Here is a 22,483-nt window from a genome sequence, read left to right as displayed (position 1 = left end):
CCCCTGATGTACAACTTAATGATTGTCGACGACGAAATCGAAATTCGGACCGGCTTAAAAAATTATTTTCCATGGAATGAGATTGGCTACGAGGTTGTATGCGAAGCGGAGAACGGCAAACAAGCGCTTGAGCTGTTAAAGGAGCAGCATGTCGATGTTATTCTAAGCGACATTATGATGCCTGTCATGACAGGACTTGAGCTTGCCAAGGAGCTGCATGGAAACGAATCGCCGATCAAGCTGGTGTTCTTAAGCGGGTACTCGGACTTTCAATATGCCAAGCAGGCGATGATCTACAGCGTGAAGAATTATCTCGTGAAACCGACCGTCTACAAAGAGCTGGTTGAAGTGTTCCAGAGCCTGAAGACCGAGCTCGATAAAGAGCGCAGCAAGGCAGAGCCGCGTATGGAAGCGGCCGACCCGAAGCAAGAAAATCGTTATATTGCAGCCATTAAAAAATTCATTGACGAGAGCTATACCAACGTCACCCTTGAAAGCGCATCCAATTATGTGCACTTGAACCACTCCTATACAAGCAAGCTGTTCAAGCAGCAGACCGGCATGACGTTCATGGACTATGTCATTCAAGTAAAAATGCAGAAGGCAGCCGAGCTGCTGGCCGATCCGACCTATAAAACGTACGAAATCAGCGAATTGCTGGGATATACGAATCCGCATAATTTCACCCGCTCCTTCAAACGAATCTACGGTAAGAGCCCTCGGGAATACCGCAATGGCTAAAAGACTCAAAACGGTTCACCGCTCCACGCTGCGGCACCTGATTACATTATTAATTCCAATGCTGGTCCCATTGCTGATCTTGGGCTCGCTCTCTACCTTCTTAATCAAGCTCTATATTCAGGATCAGATTGATACGAAGAATGAAGCACTGCTGTCCCAGACCAAATCGTACATGGAGCTGTCCTTTCGGGAGATGGACTCCCTAAGTGCGAACTTCTCGGCAAATCCCGGGCTTAGCGTGACGATGAAAGATATTTTGGATACGGGCCGGTTTACGAACAGCAACTTCGACGTGCTCAAGGTCATTCGAAATTTCGTCGACTCGACTGTTTATGCGAATCCGTTCATTTATTCGATCTATATTTATTTCGATAACGAGGACAAGCGGTTCTTATCTTCCGTAACGGGCCTTAATACCGTCGACAAATTTACCGACAATGCGTGGTATGCGCTGTATAAGAACCACAACAATGTCAACGAGCGTGTCTGGACGGAGAAGCGCATCCTGAAGAGACGGACTTCAGATGCGGGAACAGGAGTCATCTCCATCTATAATCGGCTGCATTTGGAGAACGGCGGCGGCGTTGTCGTCATGAATATTAAAGCCGAGTATATCGAGTCGCTGCTCCGCGATCTGCCAGCCAATAATGGTCAGAGCATTCTGCTGATGGATAAATACAACCATATCATTGCCAGAAACTCGGATCTTAATTATTTGCCGTTGTTCCATAAGAACGTGCTGGATACGAATGAGTCGCTCTCGCAGATCGTGAAGGCGGACGGCCGTACGTACCGGATCGATATTCTGACCTCTGCGCGTTTTGGCTGGAAGTTCGTATCCATCGTTCCCAAGTCCGCATTGTACTCGCTTCCTGATAAGCTCAGATTATTGACTGGCTTGCTGCTGCTCTTTTCCACGATAATCGGGCTGATTTTGGCATATTCGTTGTCAAAGAAGAAGTATATGACGCTGCAGATGGTGAATTCCATTCTCCATGCCGCCGAACGCGGAACCCCTCTGCCGAAGGTGCTTCCCGGAAGAAAGAATGACATGTACGGCTATATTACCGAGAATGTCGTGAAGAAGTTCGTTGAGAACGAGTTCCTGACGGTTCAGCTGTCCGAGCGGAAGTACAAGCTCCAGGTAATGGAGTATATCGCCCTTCACGCCCAGCTTAATCCGCACTTCCTCTATAACACTTTGGAAACGATCTATTGGAAGGTAGCCAGCTATACCGGCAAGCCGAACGAAGCCAATGAAATGATCGAGAATCTATCCGGCGTGCTGAGATATTCCTTGGACAGCTCCGTGCACTTCGTGCCTCTGCGGGAAGAAATGAAGTATACGATGCGCTATGTGGACATTCAGAATATCAGGTATAAAGCGAAATTCGATGTCATCTGGCAGATTGATGACGAGGCAGCGGATTGCGACGTCATGAAGCTTATCCTGCAGCCGCTAATCGAGAACTGCATCTATCACGGCATCCGAATGAAGCCCATCAAGAGCATTATTCGGATCAAGGCGTTGCTGATCCAAGACCGTATTCAGCTGACTGTCACGGACACCGGCGTCGGGATGGACAAAGCGCGGCGGCAGGAAGTACTTGCCAAGCTGACTTCCGACATCGAAGGCGGACAGCATATTGGCCTGCATAACACGCATAAGCGGCTCACGATTACGTATGGCGAAGCGTACAGCATCCGGATCTTAAGCAAGCCAAACCGGGGAACGTCCATTCAGCTTATGTTCCCGGCACGGAAACAGCTTGGAGTTCAACAGTAACACTTAGATGCAATGGTTACTCGAGTAGGAGGAGGCAGCTAGCCTCCATTCTCATACACCACCGCACATAAGCCCTTTCGCTTCCCAGCAGGAAGCCGGAAGGGCATTGTTTGTGTTCCGGTGCTTGTGAGTCTCGTTCGGGGTCACCACGCCATGCTGGGCGTACATAACGAAAAGGACAGCCGATGACCGGCTGCCCTTTCTCGCATGCTAGATTACTCCTCTGCCCAGTAATAGATTCAAGCGGTATTAATAGTTTAAGACGACAGTTCCTGTCACTCCGCTTGCGCCTCCGAGAACCACCTTCAGGTTTCAGCGGCTTCGTTCCGTTGATCGAGAGCGCTTGGATCTTTGAAGGCGTCAGGCTGATCGTGAGCAGGCCGCTTGTGCTGCTGAAGGTCTGTGGCGCAATAAAGGACGTTGTAAAATCCACATCAGAGAGCAAATCAATCACCATTTATAGAAATCCACCTAAATAAAGCTATAAAGTCCTTCCGATCGCTCAGATCCGTACAGATGTCACCTATCAAATTTACGGAGATTCAACTGGCTGGATCAATCGGCATTACCTGCCATCGCATTCATTTTCCCCTTCGAATGGTAAAGCAGCCGCTGTAAGTTGCACAAAAATGATAGTAAACATCAAATAACGATAGAAAATAACAACTTCGCGCAATTGGAAATGATTAAGCCGCCAAGAGATGATTGAATTTGTTAAATCAACTAACTAGGAATGTGGTCACAAGATGATCATAATTGAAAGCGGATTCATTGTTTGCAATTCTACTAAAGGGGAGCGCACAGAATGTCGAAAAAAACTTCGAGGAAAACTTCGCGGGCAGCTTCGCAGGTCGTTTCATCGCTCGTTATCGGCAGTATGCTGTTAACGAGCACAACGGCCATGGCAAGCCCAAACCAAGAGATCTCTAACCAAGATACCTCTAACCACTGGGCTGCGAAAGAACTTCAGAAATGGACAGACATTGGTCTATTGAAGGGCGATAGCCATGGTAATTTAAACCCGAACGAAGCCATTACCCGCGCGGAATTCATCACAATTCTTAATCGTATATTCAATCTTCAAAGCACGTCCGGCGCCAGAAGCTTTGCCGACGCTCATCCTGGCGATTGGTACTATGAGGAGCTTCAGAAGGCTTCTGCAGCCGGGTTGCTAAACGGAGATGCGAACAGCCATGCAAATCCGAAAGCCCCGATTACCCGCCAAGAAGCGGCTGCGCTTATCGCAAGAGGCTTCCAGGTTGTTTCCGGGACTGCTGACGCTCGTTTCGGCGATTCCTCGCAGATTGCAAGCTGGGCTAGCGACGCTGTTTCTTCCCTAGCTTCCAAAGGCTATTTGAACGGTAGAGGCAATAACGAATTTGCGCCTCATGCGAACATCACTCGTGCCGAATCCTTCGTCATGACGGATCGGGTCATGGGTACGATCATCAAAACGCCTGAAGATCTGGCGAAGCTTGCTTCTCCGGTTACGGGCAATGTCACAATTGCTCTTCCAGGAGCTGTTCTGAAGAATCTTGTGATTGCAGGCGATATTTATGTTATTGATGCTGCGGCAACTGAGCCCGTCGTATTGAACAACGTGAAAGTAACTGGCGATCTCAGCGTCGTTTCTGCAAAAAGCGTCAATCTGATCGGCTCAACGGTATCCGGCACAACCCTTGTAAAGGATACGAAAGCGGCTACCGCGCTGAATCTGGACGCTGGCTCCTCGCTAAACAGGCTGGTTCTGAATTCAACCGCGGCTGTATCCGGCGAAGGCAGCATTATAACGGCAGTCATTAATGCCAACGGAAGCACGATCGCCCAGCAGCCTGCTCAAGTTACGGTCGCTAACGGGGTTACTTCCACTGTCGGCGGCAAGACGGTAACCTCCGGCGGCGGTACTGGCGGTAATACTGGCGGCGGTACGTCTAACCTCACCACACCTGTTGTTCCTGCTATCTCTACGGGAACTACTGTGAATATGTACAGCACACAGATTACTCATTTGCAGCCAACCGGATTGAATCTAGGACAGCCTATTAAATGGACAACCTCAGATCCTTATATCGCTTATGTAGACACAGTTGGCAACGATTCTGGCAATTACGCCGGTAAAGTCATTGGTGTTTCAACTGGAACAGCAGCAATAATCGGTAAACAAGGCGATACTTCAATCACGATTACGGTTCATGTAACCAATGATCCAAATCTTACGACAGTTCTAGATAAACTTGTTTACTACTACGAAGCGCATGATAGTCATATTCCAAGCTTTTCTAATGCCCCGGAGCTTATTCATGGAAGTGTCTCTGTACCGACTGGGAGATCCTGGCCGTCAGAGAGCTATGCCGGATATCTTGAAGGCACGAATGGCGTAAAATGGATGCTCGCATCGGACATGAAGTCAGTAACGCTGTATGATCCGAACTTGAGCAATCCAGATGACCGTATTCAATACTTGCAAGGCGGAAGATATATTCCTCAGGATGCAGCCGGCTCTACTCAAGCAATCAGCAAGATCATGACAGACGGCTCTGGCGGGCTTTGGATCAAAGACGCAGCCGGAGATGCGACTCACATCGTAAGAAAGAACGTTTCGCTCGAGAGCAAGGCAATGCTGGAGCAAGAGATCATGAAAAACTTTGATGATCGCTTTGGCATGACAAGCAATGACACCAACACCTCATCGCACGCGAACAAGATTGCCGCCATTATGGGCAGCAAAGATGCACGCGATCTCGACTTCAAGGTTGAGGTTGGTGATAATGACGGTTCGATTACGGCAACCTTCGGCAGAAGCCAGATCTTCTACTACAAGGATATGTTAAGCAAATACGGTGCGAATGATGAACGAACCAAAGATGCGCTGAAAGCTGCTACTCGTACAACCGAGGCCGTTGCATTATTGCCTTATATTTCCGGCAGGCAAATGAAGGTTCCAGCGAAGGAAGAGGCAAAGCCTTACATTCTTGAACTCCTTGGCGCAAAAGCCGACGGTTCCGATGAAGGCAAACCGGTTTACTTGGACGAGAACGGAAAGTACACATTAACCGATACAGGCAAGCCTGCTCCAGACGGATTCTTGCCTCGTACGTTTACCGTCATTCCGCAAGGACAGGATACTTCTTATTTGAAGGACAACGCCTACTTCCAAAAAGGGGCAGGCACAACGAAGGATATTAATGGCAAGGATGTGGCCTATTCTAAGCTTATCAATGTAAGCGTCTCGGCGGATAAAGAACAAAAAAATCAGTATAGCGCGCTCAAAGCTTACGATAGCGTTCCTGTTCCGCAAAGATTGGCCAAGCTCTATGAGCCGAATGGAGCCGTTCCTGAGAACACCATTTATTACAAAGATTCTACAAGCTCTGACGAATTAAACAATGATTTCTCCTTCTATACGCTGGCTTATCAGACATTCCGTAATGCAGATCCACAGCTTGCTTCTCTGCTTAAAACAGCTATTGTCACGATTGCGAACCATACAATCATCAACAATTACCACATTGCTGGGATAAGCGCAAACAAGAGCCGCGATCTCTATCCTGATTATCAAACCGGCGGTGCCAAATCAAGTCCAGGCTTCGTCAATTCAGGAAACGGCTTGAACGTGCCTAACTATCACACGAGATGGGGTAATTTCGAGCCTGAGTTTATGGACGGCGCTAACGATCCGATCGGCGGTTCCGATTATGAGGATGGCCCTCTGAATATGGCCATCGGGCTTGAGATCCTGCAGCTCGCTATGATGGTGGATGAAGATACTGCCATCCCGTACTACAACGGAAACGGTTTCTATACGCCGAAGCCTATTGACTTCCAGGAAGAGTATAGTACGTTAATCGAACCTGCTAAATACAAAGCGAGATATCCGCGGGCCATTAATTCGACTTCCGCTCTCGATACGATGCAGCAGTACATGACGCGATATTTCAGCATTGCGGAGCATAACGGGGATGATTTCGGTGAACCTGGAACCAGCTTCGAGGCTTACTTAAATACAGGCGACGAACACAAGATGATTAACATCATGTACTCGCTTGTAAATACGATGCCTAATCAGCCGGACACTGCTGTTCTTAATGCTTATAAAACGACATTCGATCAGTGGTGGTATAACGTCAAGCGTTACAGAGACGCCTGGGCGACCTACTATCATGCGCTTATTCTGGCGAAATTCAAACAATTAGGTGTGGATGTATCCCATGATGAGGTTGATATCAAGGGAGCTAACCACAGCTTGAGCCGTTTCCCATCGAATGGCGGACACTGGGATGTGGATAATACAACCCGGACAGATGTTACGTCTCTGATTTATGGAGATTCGACGGGATGGCTTGACCAGGCATTGCCAAGAGATGAAATGCGCAGCTATACAGTCGGAGAAGACTTATTCGACCCGAACCAAGGCGGCAAATTGTCGTTGTACAATCAAGTTGCATTCATCCTGCCTGTTTGGATGTCGGTTCTCCCTGAAAATGTTCAAATGATCGATTCCTTAGGCTCAAAAGCAAAGCCGAATAACGGTCCTGCTCCCGTGATCAAAGATGCCGTTACAAATTCGACTACGGTTAACCTGACTTTGAATGTTGGTGAGCAAAAGACATTGAATGTTACGGGCACCGAAAATGCTTATGTGAAAAACATCATCTGGAACACAAGCTCATGGACCCAGGATACGCAAATTATTGATTTGAAGAACTTGTATTCTTATGATGCCCTGGAGCAGAAGCAATTCTTCCCGGCACAGGTAACTGCCGTACAGCCAGGCACGGCCACGGTAACGGCTCTTACCGCTGATGGATTCTCCCCTGCGCCAAAGACGGTTGTTTATAACATTACAGTCGCATACCCTAACTCGAACGCAACGGCAAAAGAGAATCTCACTCAAGTTACTGATTCTGATTTTGCATATCCGATCTGGCTGAAAGAAGCCTTGGCGGATCAAAAACTGAATACCAATGGACACCGGAATGTTTCGATTGCATATGCATCTTCTAACGAGTCAGCTGGTTCGGTTGACCCAGAAACCGGTGCTATTACTTACTTGTCTCATACTCCATTCGATATCATCGCTACTGTAACCTACAGTGATATGACAATAAATGGAGATCCTATGTTCGAGAAAAGCCATGTCATGACGTATGTAACTCCTGTGGTTACGAATTTACCGATTGTGAGCCTGCAAAGCACAGCTCTTACTCGCTTGCAGCCTGAAGGATTTGAGCTGGGTCAACCTATCAGTTGGACAACGTCCGATCCGTATGTAGCTTATGTCGATACCGTAGGAAACGATGCTGGCCAATATGACGGTAAAGTTCTGGGCGTTTCTAATGGATCAGCTAAAATTACAGCTGTACAAGGCGCTCTTACCGCTTCGTATCTGGTTAATGTGACAGAAGCAACTGATACGAATCTTGAAAAACTCGTGTATTACTATGCGAAGGACGATTCTGCCATCCCTAGCAGCCTTGCGGCCGCTCAACTGACAGATACAATCGTGCCTGCTGCGCCAAACGGTCTTACATGGCCATCCGCATCCTATGCGGGCTATGTCAACGGAACACAAGGCGCAAAATGGATGTTAGCTGCAGATAAGCTCAGTATTACGCTGTATGATCCGAATAACGCGGTTGCAGCTGATCAAGTCCAATACCTGCAAGTCTCAAGATACATTCCAACATCAAGCCCGCAGAACGCGGAGCCGATCGCATCGATCATGTCCGATCATAATGGCGGTCTGTGGATTCTCGGCACTTCAGGCGATGCGACTCACATCGTAAGAAAACAGATGTCGCTGACAGCCAAGACGCTGCTGCTTGATGAGGTCGGAAGAAACCTGAATGACAGAATGGGCTTCCAATCGGGCACGGCTGCCTTTAACACCAAAGCAGATATGTATGCGGCCCTTATGGGATCGAAAGACCAATCTAATATCGCGCGTTCCTTAAGCAGCACGGATAACGATGGCCTTTGGACAACGATGTATGGAGCTGGCGAGATCTACCGCTATAATTACATGAAAGATGCTTATGGCGCTGATGATGCTCGTACAAAGGATGCTTTGAAATCAGCAACGCGGGCTGTCGAATCGGATTTGATGCTGGCATTCATTTCCCAGAGACAACTGAAGGTCCCTGCTGCTGCTAACGTTAATAATCCAGATATTTATACGTTGCTTGGCGCTAACCCGGATGGCTCTGACGAAGGCAAACCGGTTTATCTCAATGCCGACGGAACCTTTACGCTGACGAACACGGGTACTCCTGCTCCTGACGGCTTCGTCTCGCGTTCCTATTATGCATTTGACGATCAAGAGTATGCTAATGCAAGTTACTTAGCCACCAAATTGAACGATAAAGAAAGATGGATGGAGATTACGAACGATACGACTACGGATGTAAATGGAACCGAAGTTAAATACTCCAAGCCGTCAAACGTAAGTGCTTTCGATGCCAGCAATTTTGACTACGATTCTCTGAAAGCATATGCAACTGTACCGGTACCGAAGAGACTGTCCGATACCTTTCATATTGCCGGCAAGCATATCTTTTACAAAGATACTACATCTACGGATGAAATGATCGGCCATCTCTATTTCTTGAACTTGGCTTATGACACTTTCAAGAATATAGATCCGGAGCTAGCGTCTCTAGCCAAAACAGCAATTACCAATGTAACCAACCATATTATTATCAATAACTACTACTTTGTAGGTGTAGCTCCTCAAATCAAAAATGGAAACCCAGTTGTTCCATTGCTGCCGGAGTACAGAAAAAATGCTGACGGCGCTGGAAATCCGGGCGCAAAGTACTCTGTTGGATACGTAAACTCCGGCAATGGTTTGAATGTGCCTTCGACGCCTACAAGATGGTCGTACTACAACCCGGAGTACATGGATGGAAATGTGAATCCATGGGGTCTTTCCGATTATGAAGATGCATCGCTTGGCGCAATGCTTGACCTTACGATGCTGCAAGAAAGCCAGAACTACGTAGCTGATTCCAGCATTCCGTTATATGCGGGTGCAGATGATGGCTATAAAACAGCTAAGCTCGGCATTATCGATTACACGGCTGAATTCGATATGCTGACAACTCCAGAGCTCTACAAAGCAAGATTCCCAAAAGTCCGCAATTCCAACACGCTCGCTGAGGTTGCTGCGCAATATCACAATAGATACTTCGGTATCTCGGAGCATAACGGCGACGGAATTGAAGAAGACGGTACATCCTTTGAAGATTACTTGAATTACTCGGACGAGGAAATGGCCGCGCTTGGCATGGCAGGACTAATTGCTTCCGCAAATTCCAATACAACGGATGCAGTGAAGCAAGCGTATTTGAAGGCTCTCAATCAATGGTGGTACAACGAGAAGAGAACGAACAATCCGTTCCTTTCCTACTTCTACGCGATGAATCTCGGCGGATTGAAAGCGCTTGGCGTAGATGTGTCCGGCAGCCAAGTAGACCTTGCTGGCGCTGATTGGCAACTGCACCGTATGCCGAGCAATTTCATGAACGTAACGGTTAATAACTCTGCGCGAGCTGATCTAACAAACCTTCTGCCTTTCGACAGCTACGATCAGCTGCTGCCTAGAGATGAAGTCAGAAGCGCGAAGTACAATACGAATTGGTTGAATCCGGACACGACTCGAAACAATTATACAATGGAAGCGCCGACTGGCATTTCACTTCCATACTGGCTGTCGGTAGATCCGCAGAGTAAAGCGCTCATTCATTCCTTGGGCAGCGCAATCACGGTTGTTTCCGATCGAACGACAGGCGATATTGCGATTGCGCCTGGCCTGACGCAAGACATCACGATTGCCGTAGGCGAACAGAAGGATCTATTCGTAACCGGACAAGAGAACTCTTACATTCCGAATATCTCTTGGAATACGGATGATTGGGCATTTATTGATTTGCGTACGGGCGAGTCCGCAACTAACTTTGAAGGCAAGACATACGGCTCTGTGGTTACCGGCAAGAAAGCGGGTACAGCTACAGTAACGGCATGGACAGTTGACGGCGGCAGCGCTGCTCCGCGTCAAGTCACCTTCAACATTACTGTGGTTGATCTAAATTCTTCCGCAATAGCTGCTAATCTGAATCAGGTTAGTCTTGCAAACTTCAAGCTTCCTGATTGGTTAACGGACGCATTTGCTAATCCAGACAAGAATACAGACGGCAATGTATGGGCTTCGGTCGAATACTCTTCCAGCTCCACTGCTGACGGTACTGTAGATCCTGTAACAGGGGCTGTGACCTATCTGACTTCCAAATCGTTCAACGTCATTGCTACTGTAACTTACAGCGGCATGACCTTGAACGGGGAGCCTATGTTTGAGACTGATGGTCACATCCTGACATTTGTCTGTCCGGTACAACAACCGCAGCAGCCTTAATCAATCTTTAGCGTTAGCTGCTCCACCCAAGAACAAAACCTTAGCCAGGCGACCGCCTGGCTAAGGTTTTGTCGTTGTTGCAGCTCCCGAACCATGAACATACGTACGCCAAAAGACGCTGACCCTTATCCGGTCAGCGTCTTCTTTGGGTTAATTCTGCTATCGTTAAGGCTGCAGCTGCGCTTGCCGCTCTTTCATTCGTTTCGTACCGGGCTGCTGGAGCACGTGCACCGAGATAACACCAGCCAGCGTGGAGATAAGATCAATCGCAAGCAGGAGCTTCTCGCGGCTTGGCTGTTTGAAGAGCAACTGAAGCACGATCACATGCCCCGTTTCACCGCCGCGATCCGAGTGTTCATCCAGCTTGGTTTGAAGCTTATAGATGGACAAACCGCTTCCTTCGATCGCCGATACGATACTTGCAACGCTCCCCCACTGCATATTCACCTTCACGAGCATTTCCTGCACGCGCTTCGCGTGAAGCCAGTGCTTCTCCAGCTTATTCAGGGCGAATAAGCTGACGAGCACGAACACCGTCGCGACCGCAGCTACAAAATAGAATCCCGCTCCCACGCACAGACCGATCGCAGCCACCACCCAGATGGAAGCGGCGGTCGTCAGTCCGCTTACCGACGAGCCATTGCGCATGATGGCGCCAGCCCCAAGAAAGCCGATGCCGCTGATGACTTGCGCGGCAAGCCGCGCGGGATCCAATCTAACGTTGCCCTCAAGAACGAATTCAGAGAAGCCGTAGATGGACAGCAGCATAATAACCGTTGACCCGATGCATACGAGAATATGCGTCCGGAATCCAGCCGCATGATTGCTCCACTCCCGCTCCAAGCCGATTAAACCGCCAAGTCCCGTTGCGCATAGAAGGCGCAGCACCATCTCCATGTGCGATATATGCCAAATACCTGACACGCCATTCCCCTCTCTCTATAAAGAATGCCCGGACGAAAACCTATAAGGTCATCGCCGAGCAAGAATATTTTCTAGAATACTTGATTGATTGCAGCTATACAGACGAGTTGATTCGCGCGAGCTCGACGATAACCGCGGACTTGTCATCCGATTTCTTATGGCGCGGATACTTCTCGCAGAGCGGATCAAGCTCTTCCTCTTCAACGAGCCGCTCCATGTAGGCTTTAATTCCCTGCACGTCCAGCTCATTCAGAAACTTCTCCCACTTGCGGGGATCCTCGTCATTCTCGATGAAATGGAACATGCCGTCGGAGACAGCGTAAATCCGCTGCACGTTTGCAAGCGAGATATGGCCGTACTCCATGAGCGAAGCAAGCGCGGGATCTCCGTTCATGACAGAGTACCCACCAGGCATATTGGCCAGATTGCGGTTGCCGATTGCGATCGGCTTCATGCGGAGGCTGATTTCTTCCTCCGTCAGCGTTCCCGATTCCTTCAATTCCCGTAGAGCCGTCAACGATTGGTGATCGAAGCCTGCAACCTGATTGCGGCTCATTACCCGGATGCTACCGTCGCGGTAACGCGCGAACAGCATGCAATCGCCGCTCTGCACATACTCGAAGTAGCTGGCATGAACCTTCACGACAGCGAATACCGCGCCCCAGCGTTTCCATTTCTCGGATGTATCGACGCCAACCTCATCCATGCGCTGCATCAGCTGCGAATTCGCCCTCAGCACAGCCTCTCTCAGTTCAAGCTGCGGCGTGTCCGCTCCAAGCTCCCGAGCAAGCAGCTGCGCGGCAATCCAACCGCCGGTACTGCCATCTGCATCGCAGTAGCCGGTCATCGAAGAAACCCCGTCGATGACACCGTATATCCGATGCCGCTCGTTCAGAACGAGCGCGTCCTCATTCGGTTTGTCCGGCTTGCCCGGCTTCGTGGCAGCTTGGACACCCGGACGCGGGATGAACGGGATATTCAGCTTATCATGCACCTGCCGCCATCTTTCTTCCAGCTCGGATCCCTCATACGCAGGCACATAGCCCAGCTTCAGATAGATATGAATGGCGGATAAGCGAAAATCATCCGTCTCCAGCACGGCATGCCGCTTGCCCTCTTCCCTCATGCGATGCAGCGCCGCAAGGCTGACGGAATATCCAAGACCGCGGCCGCCATAGGCAGGGTCTACGCCTACCATATGGAGATAGCCGCAATCCGCTTCCCATTGCGGCTCCTCCCACGCGCATGCCGTTGCGACCGGCTTCTCCTGGTCGCAGATGAACAGGACACGCTCCGGCTGATAGTAGGGATGCGAAGCGATTCGGCGCCCGAAATCGCGGCTCCAGCCGAAGGATTTCTCCACGATCGCCTCCCAATGCAGCTCGTCGCCAGGCTCGAAATGCCGTAAATGATAGCCCGCTGGCAGCTCCAGCGCAGGCAACGAAGCCAAGTTTGCGAGTCGCATCACGAGCTGAGGCAGCTTTCTCTCATCGGTCATGATCACTCCGCCCCATTCCTGCGGAATTCCGGAAAGGCTACGGGCTGTCCGCCGCTGGCTTGCGATTGCATCGACAACGGGAAGATGCTGCTCCACGTCACGGCATCGTACACATCGACAAGCGGCTGTCTCCGTTCCTCAATGGCAGAAACGAACTCCTCCAGAATGAAGAAATCCCCGCCGCCGTGCCTGAAGCTCTGCGCTTTATCTTCCCACTTCTTCCAAGTAGGATGGTCGAATTCCGGCTGATACTTGGCGAGAGGCTCCCACTGTTCCTCGACCTCGCCTTGCTTGGAACGTCCGTTAAACCAGACCAGATCGTCCTCTTGTTCATGGCGTCTGGACAAATATGCCCCTTCTGTTCCTTGTACAACGTAATGGCGCATATTGTGCGGACGGACAGATGTCCAGTCCACGCGCAACGTGATCAGGACGCCTTTCTCGGTGACTATGTTCGTGACAGCCGAATCTCCCTGCTTCCAGTAGCCTGGCTGCGAACCGAGGTGATCCTTCCCGAACCTTTCCTGAAAGTAAGCCTGCAAGGAACGCGAGTTAGATGCGAACGTCGACATGGTCTTCATACGGTCCCCGCCGTCCCTGTTCAGTCCAAGCCAGTGGGAAATCGGGCCAATGGAATGTGTCGGATAGTTCAGTCCGTTATACGTATGATGAAGCTCGCCGCGCCATGTCAGCGAACCGTCCGGCTTATGAACGCTGGTCCGCAATTCATGGAAATAGCCGCCTTCCAAATACGTAATCTCGCCGAACATCCCTTGCTCGGCCATATATTTAACAGCCAGATTCGAGCGAGAGAAGCAATAATTCTCGGCCATCATGTAGGTCAAGCCGGTCTTCTCCACCTTCTCGACAAGCTCCCAGCAATCCTCCAGCGTATGCGCCGCAATCACCTCGGATAGTACGTGCTTCCCTGCATCAAGGGCAGCGATAGCTTGCTTCGCATGCAGCAGCATCGGACTTGCCAGGAAGACGGCGTCGATATCCAGATCCAGCAGCATGAGCTCATAGCTGCGATAGGTTCGAATCCATGGAAACTTCTCTTTCCATGCTTGAGTCACTTCATCGCTAATATCGCAAATGGCAGCCAGTTGGAGACGGTCGGCCAGCGCATGAAGCGCTTGCTCGAACCGTGCCCCCCGGTTGCCTCCGACGATGGCGAGACGGAGCGGTTGGTAAGACATTGCACGACCTCCCTCGTTGATGTTTGACTGCCTTCTCTAATTGCCTTCTAGGCGAATCGGAGTTCCTTTTCTTGCTGATTCAAGCGCTGCAAGCGCAACGGCAGCCGATTTCAGGCCGTCTGTGCCCGTAATCGGCACTGCTGCGCCGGAACGGATTGCCGTAATGAATGCATCCAGGAGCCCCGCATCCATATCATCGCCCCAATAGAACCATTGCGCCTTCGTGGCAGGATCTGCATAGACTTCGCTCTTCTGATTGAACGCGTCAATGCTAATGATGCCATCCGTGCCGATGATCTCCATCGTAACGTCCCCCCAAGTCGGGAAGGAACGCGGACGCGACCAGCTCGGATCAAGCGAAGCAACGACGCCGTTCGCGAAGCGGACATGCACCATCCCCGCATCCTCCACCTCAAGCTCCGGATGGAACAGCGTCCCTGCCTCGGCATAGACATCCTTCACTTCCGACTGCACGAACCAATTCATCAGGTCCATCACGTGAACGGTATGATCGAGCACTGCACCGCCTCCGGATAGCGCGGGATCGACAAACCATCCGCCTGGCATGGTGCCCCGGTTCGTGCCTCTAATAGCAAGGATCTCTCCAATATCCCCCCGGTCGATCGCCTTCTTCGCCTCCTCCACGGCAGGAATATACCTGCAAGGAAAAGCTGTCATCAGCTGTACGCCATTGTCCTCGCAAACACGGATCATTCCCTCCATCTCCGAGATCGAGAGTCCTAGCGGCTTCTCGCACAGCACATGCTTGCCAGCTGCTGCAGCCGCACGCGTGAACGAAGCGTGCTTCGCGTTCTCCGAGCAGACGATTACGGCATCGATATCCTCCGCAAGCAGGGCCTGAAGAGAATCAAACCCCCGCATTCCCAATTGTTCTTCTACTCCTCGCGAACGTTCTGCGTGATCATCCCAAAATCCGGCGATGACAACGTCCGATCGTCCGCTAATTGCTTTCGCGTAACTGTATGCATGACCGTGGGCGAAGCTGATTAAGCCAACCGTCACCTGTTCCTTGTTCATTTTCATTTTCATTTTCATTTTCATTGCTCCTCCCCGTGTTCGCGCTCCAGCAGCACCGGCTGTCCGATCGAAGCGGACTTCTTCGCGGCAATCGCGATCTCTACGGCTTTCTTGGCATCCTCAGCCGTAACGGCAGCCTCTTCGCCGCTCCGGATGCACGCGATGAAATGCGATAATTCCACCTCATACGGATTGCGATAGGATGGGCTGCGCGGCACTTCCACCGCTTTCAACGCCGCTGCGGCAGCGCTTTGCTGAACATGCAGCGAACGGGAGAGACTGCTGTCGAAGCGGACCACGCCTGAGCTGCCGGCCATTTCTACCGCTGTCGTGAACGGCCCCGGATAGCCCCAGTGTCCCTCCAAATGCACGATGGCAGGGTGATCGCGGAACCTAAGCGTGACAAGGGCGTAATCGATGGAAGGCCCTGTCCGGTTTAGGGCGTAAACCGATTTCACGTCGCCGAACAATCCGCGCATGTAATCAATGTCATGAATCATCAGATCCATGATGACGCCGCCTGAAGCCGCGCGATCGGCATACCATGGAATGACATCGCCGGGGTGAGAGCCGATGCGCTTGGCGTGAACAACGCCAACATTGCCGATCGCGCCGCTCCTTGCCCGCTTGGCTGCATCCGAATATTCGGGGAAGAAGCGAACCACATGTCCGATAAACAAGCGAACGCCATGCTTGCGGCATGCTTGAATCATCTCCTCCGCATCCTCCGCCGTCGGCGCGATCGGCTTCTCGCAGATCACGTGGCAGCCGCGTTCGGCAGCCTTCAGAACATATTCCTTATGGTAGGGGGTAGGGAGCGCCACGGATATGACATCTGGCTGCACCGTATCCATCATGTGTTCAAACGATTCATAATGCTCCGTTCCTGCTTGCAGCGCTAAACGCTGGGCTAGCGAGGCGTTCGTATCGCAAACTCCCGCCAATGTAACGTCCGGCATCCGGCTGTACGCGTTGGCATGCACGCTGCCCATGGAACCGCAGCCTAAAACGACTACTTTCATTGGTCATGCTCCTCTATATGTTATTTGATCCCGGCCGAACCTAGACGAAGTTCAATCCATTCGGCTTCGGGAACGGAATGGGAACGATCGCATCCGATGCCTTTTTCAGTAAAGCCGGAAGCTGCTCCGTCGGCTGCGCGTCGAACAGAAGAGACAGCAATTCGGCAGCTGTCATCCTATAAACTTGACCCTGCCATTCCAATCGGACGCCACCGTCGGATTCCGTATAAGCTGCCGGTCGCTCGTCGCCGAACAGCGGCCCCAGCTGCGCAAGCAAAGCGGCTGAGTCCAGGATGAGCGCCGTCCCGTCGTTATGCTCCTTCTTGGATTCCAGCTCCAGCGGCCGCAAACAGGCGAGGAGCGCTTCTTCATGCGCTTCAACCGTTAGGTTCAGCATTCTGCAGCGGGCGGCCAGTACGCCGCAAGCCGCCAGCATCAATACTGCTTCCGGCTCCCCTGCCCATTCGATGAGGGAAGGCTCGTCATGGTTCGACTCGTTCGGCTCATCGCCCGGAACGGCCAGCACGGCAAATGCGATTGGTCCCCGCTCGTTCTCTGCGACCCATATCTCAGGCTGAAGCCTGCCTATTCTTGCCGTTGGCGCGGCTTTCAGCAGCGCTGCGATATCCCAGAGGCTCTGCTCGAACCGGACGCCGCGGGAATGAGCCAGCCTCCGGATGTCGAACCAATCCGTCGGTTTCATGGTTCGATACCGATAGCCCGCCGAGCGGCTGCTCCTGAGCATCTGATCCGCGGCGGCTGCTTCGAGCCGAAACGTTTCGACGCTGCCGAACTTTCGGCAGCCGAATTTCTCATACAAGCCGCCCTCGCCCGACACGAGCATAAGCGAGGCGCCTGACAGGCGGCCATGTTCGGCCAGCAAGCCGAGAAGCTTGCCGGCATACCCTCTTCCGCGATAAGCCGGATCGGTGCATACCGCTCCCACCGAATATACGGCGAGCTCAGCTGCATGAATTCGGATCACCGAAGGCACGAAGCCGATAAAGCTGACGAGGCGACCATCGATATAACAGCCATAGGACTGACCCAAGCTGGCGGAGAAAACAGTCGGGAATGCCTCGCCCATCGATGCTTGATTCGGAGCGAGGAAAACCTCATCCGCAAGCTTGACCGCCTCCTCCAGCTCTTCCTCACGCACGAACCTAAACTCTTCCATTACGCCGCCTCCCATGATGAATGAAAAGGAAGAGAGCGCCCGCTTCATGTTTCCTGCGTTCCGCACTCTCTCCATCCACCTGCTTATTCTTATTTACCAGCCGTACCTGGACGGCCCCCATTCCTTGCGGACGAGGTCCTGCTTCACATAGAGCATCGTCCGGTTGGGCACATCTTCTTCGAGAATGACGCCCGATCCAACGACGCTGTAGACGCCGACCTTCACGCCGGGCATCAGAATGGCATTAACGCCCGTGCGCACGAAGTCGCCCAAGTAGATCGCATCGCTGTGCTCGCGAGGTGTCTCCTTGCGTCCCTTGATGCGATGCGCCGTTTGGCCATCGTCGAACCGCAGCGTTCCGCAGACAGTTGCAGCGCCAAGATCTGTCGCCGTGCCGATGACGCCGTAAAACTCCATATAGTGGTACAAATAAACGGTATCGAAAATAACGCCTTCCAGCTCCGCACAGTGGTTGATGACGCACTTATTGCCCACCGTTGTCCCCTCGGAGAGGAAGCAGTAATTGCCGATATACGTGTCATTGCCGATGATATGATTGCCCTTTAAGATCGCACCGTTCTCAATCACGGTGTCGTCGCCAACAATGATGTTACCCTCAATAATGACATTGCGGCCAATTCGGCTGCGAGCGCCTAACTGCACGAAGCCATCGATCGATGCACTCGGATCAATCGAGGCACCTTCGGCTAGCACATGCTCGGTAAGCTTCGCACAGTTCCTGCGCGAAACAAGCTCATTCGCAAGCAAAATATGCCATGGCTTATCCAGATCGACGAAGCCTCCTGTCGTCTCAACCGCCCGTACCGCATAGCCGTCATGCATGGAATCGAGCAATGACATCTCCAGATGCGCTTCGAGCGGCGGCATCATGCCCACCTGCACACTTGTAAACAGGCCGGAGTTGCTGCTGGCATAGGACCAGAACTTCTCGTCGAACGCATAACCGCAGAATCGGTGCGTATAGTCGCCGCGCGGATGTCCCATAATATACCGAATTTTCCGTCCGTCTTCCGATAGCTTGCAGCAGATCCAATCCGAAGGGGACTGCTGCTCCAGCGGATTGACGAGCGCAGCAGCAAGCTCGTGCTCCGACCGTCCTTCGAATGCCGACATCAGCAGCTTAATGTCCGCTGTTTCAATAAGCGTGTCGCCGTATAAAACGAGGAAGGCGCCTTCGCCGCCAACCGCGCTGCGCGCGGCTGTAAGCGAAATCGCCGTTCCTTGTCCTTTCTCATCAGCGACTACAATAATTTCGGCGTCCTGCTCAGCGCCTGAATGCAGTCCGTTCTCGCGGAAGTAATTGCGAATTTGTCCGTGCAGCTTGCCGCCGACAATGACAATCCTCGCAAACCCAAGCTCAATCAGCGAATCCACCTGATGAGCGATGATCGGCTTCGTCCCGACAGGGATCATCGCCTTCGGTCTCACCTCCGCGAAAGGCCACATTTTCGTACCGAGTCCGGCTGCCAGAATAACCGCTGTTTTCATGCTATCATTAGCTCCCTTATTTTAAGGATCCTTCTGTCAGTCCGCTTACGATATGCTTGTGGAAGAAGATATAGATCAGGATCATCGGAATTGTAATAATCGTAAGCGCCGAGAACAGCAGCTTATAATCCGTTACGTGCTTGCTCGAGAATGCAAGCAGACCGACGGGGATCGTCTTCAGGCTATCGCTTTGCACGTAGAGCAGCGCGAGCAGCAATTCGTTCCATGAGTTCAGCGAGGAGAAGATCGCAACCGTCGCCAAGCTTGGAATCAAGAGCGGCATGATGATGCTCCAGAACAACCGCAGATTCCCGCAGCCATCGATGTTCGCCGCTTCCATCATCTCTTTCGGGATCGAATCCAGATAAGCTTTAAGAAGGAAGATTGCAAGCGGAAGGCCCATACCGACATAAGGCAGAATAAGCGCCCAGTACGTGTTCTTGATGTGCAGATGATCAAAAATATAATTCTGCGCGATAAAGAACGACTGCATCGGCATGAACAGACCGAACACAAACATCAGCAGCATGAGCTTGCTGCCCTTGAACTTCAGCTTGCTGAACGCAAACGAAGCCAAGCTTGCAAACAATAGGATGAACACGACCGTCAAGGACGTCACGATAACGCTGTTCATGACGTACGTGCTCATTTTGCCGATTTGCCAAGCCTTGGACCAGTTATGGAAATCAACCTTGGCCGGCAGCGAGAACGGCTTATTGAAGATCTCGCTATTTCCCCGGAAGGAGGAGAATAGCATCCAGATCATCGGATAGAAGTAAACCAGTGAAAATACACTCATGAACACATAATAGAACAGACGAAAAGCTGCACTGTTGCTGCTTTTGCGCATTGACATTTCCATGCCCTAGCCCCTCTTTCATTCCATCGACTGCAATTAATACTCCAGCGTCTCATTCCCATTACGCTTCAACATGTTCAATACGACGCCGACGCCAACCACTACAAGCGTCATGACGACCGCCAGCGCGGAGCCATATCCGATACTTCCGTTCGTGAATACAACCTTAACCAGGTAAGTCGTTACGATCTCCGTTGCATTGTACGGACCGCCATTGGTCATAACATAGAACAGGTCGAAGCCTTGGAAGCCGCCAAGAATACAAAGCGTAAGCGCGACTTCCACCAGGTTTTTGATCATCGGAATTTTGATTTTGAAGAAAATGTCTCGCTCCGTTGCGCCATCCAGATAAGCGGATTCATAGATATCGTTCGGAATACGCTGGATGCCCGCATAGAAGATCGTCATATAGAAGCCGGCGTACGACCATCCCGAAACGATACAAAGCGCGTAGAGCGCCGTGTGCGGATTACCCAGCCAGACATTCGTCCAGCTGTCCAGATGCAGAAACTTGAGTACAGCATTGAGCAAACCGAAATCGGAGTTATATACGAACCTCCACATAAAGGAGGTAACGAGCATTGGCAGCATCACCGGCGTGAAGAATGCGACACGGAACAAGCTTGTTCCTTTCAATTTCACTGTGATCAGTCCGGCAAGGAATAGTCCTGCAAATACTTCAAGGAAAATAGTCAGTATGATGTAGATGAGAATATGCCAATACGAGAGCAGGTAAATATGATCGTGGAAAGCACGAACGTAGTTATCGAATCCAATGAACTTCATCGTTCCGAAGCCGTTCCAATCGTAGAAGCTGAAGAAGAACGTCATGACAATCGGAAGCAGGATCGTGAACGAGAACAACAGGACCGCCGGCGCTGTAAACAAGTAAGGGGATAAACGAAATTTATGCACGACTTCCAAACCTCCTGATTTTACAAATGAAAAGCCGGCGGCTTACTTGCAGACGCCGGCTTTTCGAGCAAAACATTATTTTTTGAGAGGAGCAACTTTAGCATCAAGCTTTGCAAGTGCTTGTTCCGGCGTGCTTACGCCGCCAAGAACTTCAGCTGTCGCGGAGTTAAGGGCATCCGCAACTTCAAGGTTGTAGCCTGTATCCGGAGGAGAAACGACAGACTTCGTGTTATCCATCATATCCTTCAGCTTCAGAATCGTTGGATCTGTCTCTGGCTCCGATCCTGGCGCAATCATTGAAGAGCCTGCTTGGCTGAGCATGGTAACGACTTCAGGCGACTCCAGAACCTTCAAGTAATCAACAGCCGCCCCAATATGCTTGGAATTCTTGTTCACGACATAGCCTTCGAGAACGCCGATTACGCTTCCTTGATCGCCCTTGCCATCCGGCATCGTCGGCAGGTTGAAGTAGTCGTATTCCATATCCGGCGCTTTATCCTTCGCTCCGGAAACAAACCAGCCGCCGGACGGATACATAGCCGCTCTTTCGTTAAAGAACAATGCTGCGCCTTCGTCATCGTTGATGCCGTTCACGCTGTCATTGATGTATTTGTTATCCCAAAGCTGCTTCATGTAGCTCATGGCTTTCGCGAATTCCGGCGTGTTGAACGGAGACTTGAGCTCCATTGCATCCGCATACGCTTGCTCGCCCACGACACGGGAGATCAGATGCGCGTTCCAGTTGCCCGCCGTCCACAGATCCTTGTTGCCTGTCGTAATCGGAATGTAGTTCGCCGCTTTCAGCTTCTCGCAATCTGCCATAAACTCATCCCAGGTTGTCGGCGGCTGCGTGATGCCTACTTTGCTAAAGATCTTCTTGTTGTACCAGATGACGTTCGTTACTTGGCTGTCCGTTGGAATCATATACTTCTTGTTATCGTATACCATGCCAACGAAGTTGCCTTCAGAGAACTTCCCTTTCAGGCCATCCTGCTCCAGATAGGAAGTCAGGTCTGCCGCGAAACCGTCATGCACTCTCGTCTTCAGACGATCGCCAGCCCATTCAAAGTAGATGTCAGGCGCGTTTTCGCCGTTCAGCAAGCTTGGAAGACCCATCGTTTGATACAATTGCGGATCTTGAAGAACGAATTCAACCGTGACATTCGGATGTGCTTTCTCATACATGTCTTTCACTTTATTCCATACACTAAGAACTTCATCGCCCGGGGAACCGTCAGCCAGACGGATCGTGAACTTCTCGTCGCTGCCGTTCGTCGCTCCTGCATTCGTGCTCGCTGTATTGCCGGAAGCTGCATTTTCATTTGAATTTGAACTTCCGCATCCCGTCGTAAGTGCTGCAACTGAACTCAATACTGCAAGACCGATGATTGCTTTTTTCATCTGA

Annotated in this window: 13 protein-coding genes; 3 read left to right on the top strand and 10 right to left on the bottom strand. The window is 51.1% G+C overall.

Annotated elements, in window-relative coordinates; all coding sequences use genetic code 11:
* The first annotated feature begins 6 nt into the window (after positions 1-6).
* From A8990_RS12150 to A8990_RS12135, 3 genes are all read left to right on the top strand, one after another.
* On the top strand, positions 7-741 hold the full coding sequence (locus tag A8990_RS12150) for a response regulator transcription factor (protein ID WP_116189300.1): 735 nt from the start codon (positions 7-9) through the stop codon (positions 739-741).
* Positions 734-2,527, top strand: coding sequence for a sensor histidine kinase (locus tag A8990_RS12145; RefSeq protein ID WP_116189299.1), 1,794 nt, complete (start codon positions 734-736; stop codon positions 2,525-2,527). Before A8990_RS12150 ends, A8990_RS12145 begins: the two co-directional genes overlap by 8 nt.
* A gap of 805 nt (positions 2,528-3,332) precedes the next feature.
* A complete protein-coding gene (locus A8990_RS12135) occupies positions 3,333-10,937 on the top strand; it encodes an S-layer homology domain-containing protein (protein WP_116189297.1) in 7,605 nt (2,534 codons plus the stop codon).
* Positions 10,938-11,102: 165 nt separating this feature from the next.
* Here A8990_RS12135 and A8990_RS12130 read toward each other — a convergent pair whose 3' ends face one another.
* The 10 genes from A8990_RS12130 to A8990_RS12085 form a co-directional block, all read right to left on the bottom strand.
* Positions 11,103-11,834: an MgtC/SapB family protein gene (locus A8990_RS12130; RefSeq protein ID WP_116189296.1), complete on the bottom strand. Its 732-nt coding sequence runs from the start codon at positions 11,832-11,834 to the stop codon at positions 11,103-11,105.
* 121 nt (positions 11,835-11,955) lie between these two features.
* Positions 11,956-13,359, bottom strand: a complete 1,404-nt coding sequence (locus tag A8990_RS12125; protein ID WP_116189295.1) for a GNAT family N-acetyltransferase — start codon at positions 13,357-13,359, stop codon at positions 11,956-11,958.
* 2 nt (positions 13,360-13,361) lie between these two features.
* Positions 13,362-14,558 carry a Gfo/Idh/MocA family protein gene (locus A8990_RS12120; protein WP_116189294.1) on the bottom strand — a complete coding sequence of 399 codons (1,197 nt, stop codon included), beginning with the start codon at positions 14,556-14,558 and terminating at the stop codon, positions 13,362-13,364.
* 36 nt (positions 14,559-14,594) lie between these two features.
* On the bottom strand, positions 14,595-15,614 hold the full coding sequence (locus A8990_RS12115) for a Gfo/Idh/MocA family protein (protein ID WP_245995976.1): 1,020 nt from the start codon (positions 15,612-15,614) through the stop codon (positions 14,595-14,597).
* Between the two features lie 2 nt (positions 15,615-15,616).
* Positions 15,617-16,618, bottom strand: coding sequence for a Gfo/Idh/MocA family protein (locus tag A8990_RS12110; protein WP_116189293.1), 1,002 nt, complete (start codon positions 16,616-16,618; stop codon positions 15,617-15,619).
* Positions 16,619-16,658: 40 nt separating this feature from the next.
* Positions 16,659-17,795, bottom strand: coding sequence for a GNAT family N-acetyltransferase (locus tag A8990_RS12105; RefSeq protein WP_181909535.1), 1,137 nt, complete (start codon positions 17,793-17,795; stop codon positions 16,659-16,661).
* 93 nt (positions 17,796-17,888) lie between these two features.
* Entirely contained in the window at positions 17,889-19,304 is a 1,416-nt protein-coding gene (locus tag A8990_RS12100; protein ID WP_116189291.1) for an NTP transferase domain-containing protein, read from the bottom strand.
* 16 nt (positions 19,305-19,320) lie between these two features.
* Positions 19,321-20,166, bottom strand: a complete 846-nt coding sequence (locus A8990_RS12095) for a carbohydrate ABC transporter permease (RefSeq protein ID WP_116189290.1) — start codon at positions 20,164-20,166, stop codon at positions 19,321-19,323.
* 33 nt (positions 20,167-20,199) lie between these two features.
* The gene (locus tag A8990_RS12090) at positions 20,200-21,078 is read right to left on the bottom strand and encodes a carbohydrate ABC transporter permease (protein WP_220376804.1); all 879 of its coding nucleotides are present in this window, start codon (positions 21,076-21,078) and stop codon (positions 20,200-20,202) included.
* Positions 21,079-21,153: 75 nt separating this feature from the next.
* Positions 21,154-22,479 (bottom strand): ABC transporter substrate-binding protein, encoded by a 1,326-nt coding sequence (locus tag A8990_RS12085; RefSeq protein ID WP_116189289.1) that lies wholly within the window; start codon positions 22,477-22,479, stop codon positions 21,154-21,156.
* Between the last annotated feature and the right edge of the window lie 4 nt (positions 22,480-22,483).

The organism is Paenibacillus taihuensis (assembly GCF_003386535.1).
Classification (GTDB): domain Bacteria; phylum Bacillota; class Bacilli; order Paenibacillales; family Paenibacillaceae; genus Paenibacillus_Z; species Paenibacillus_Z taihuensis.
This window is presented reverse-complemented; position numbering and strand designations above follow the sequence as displayed.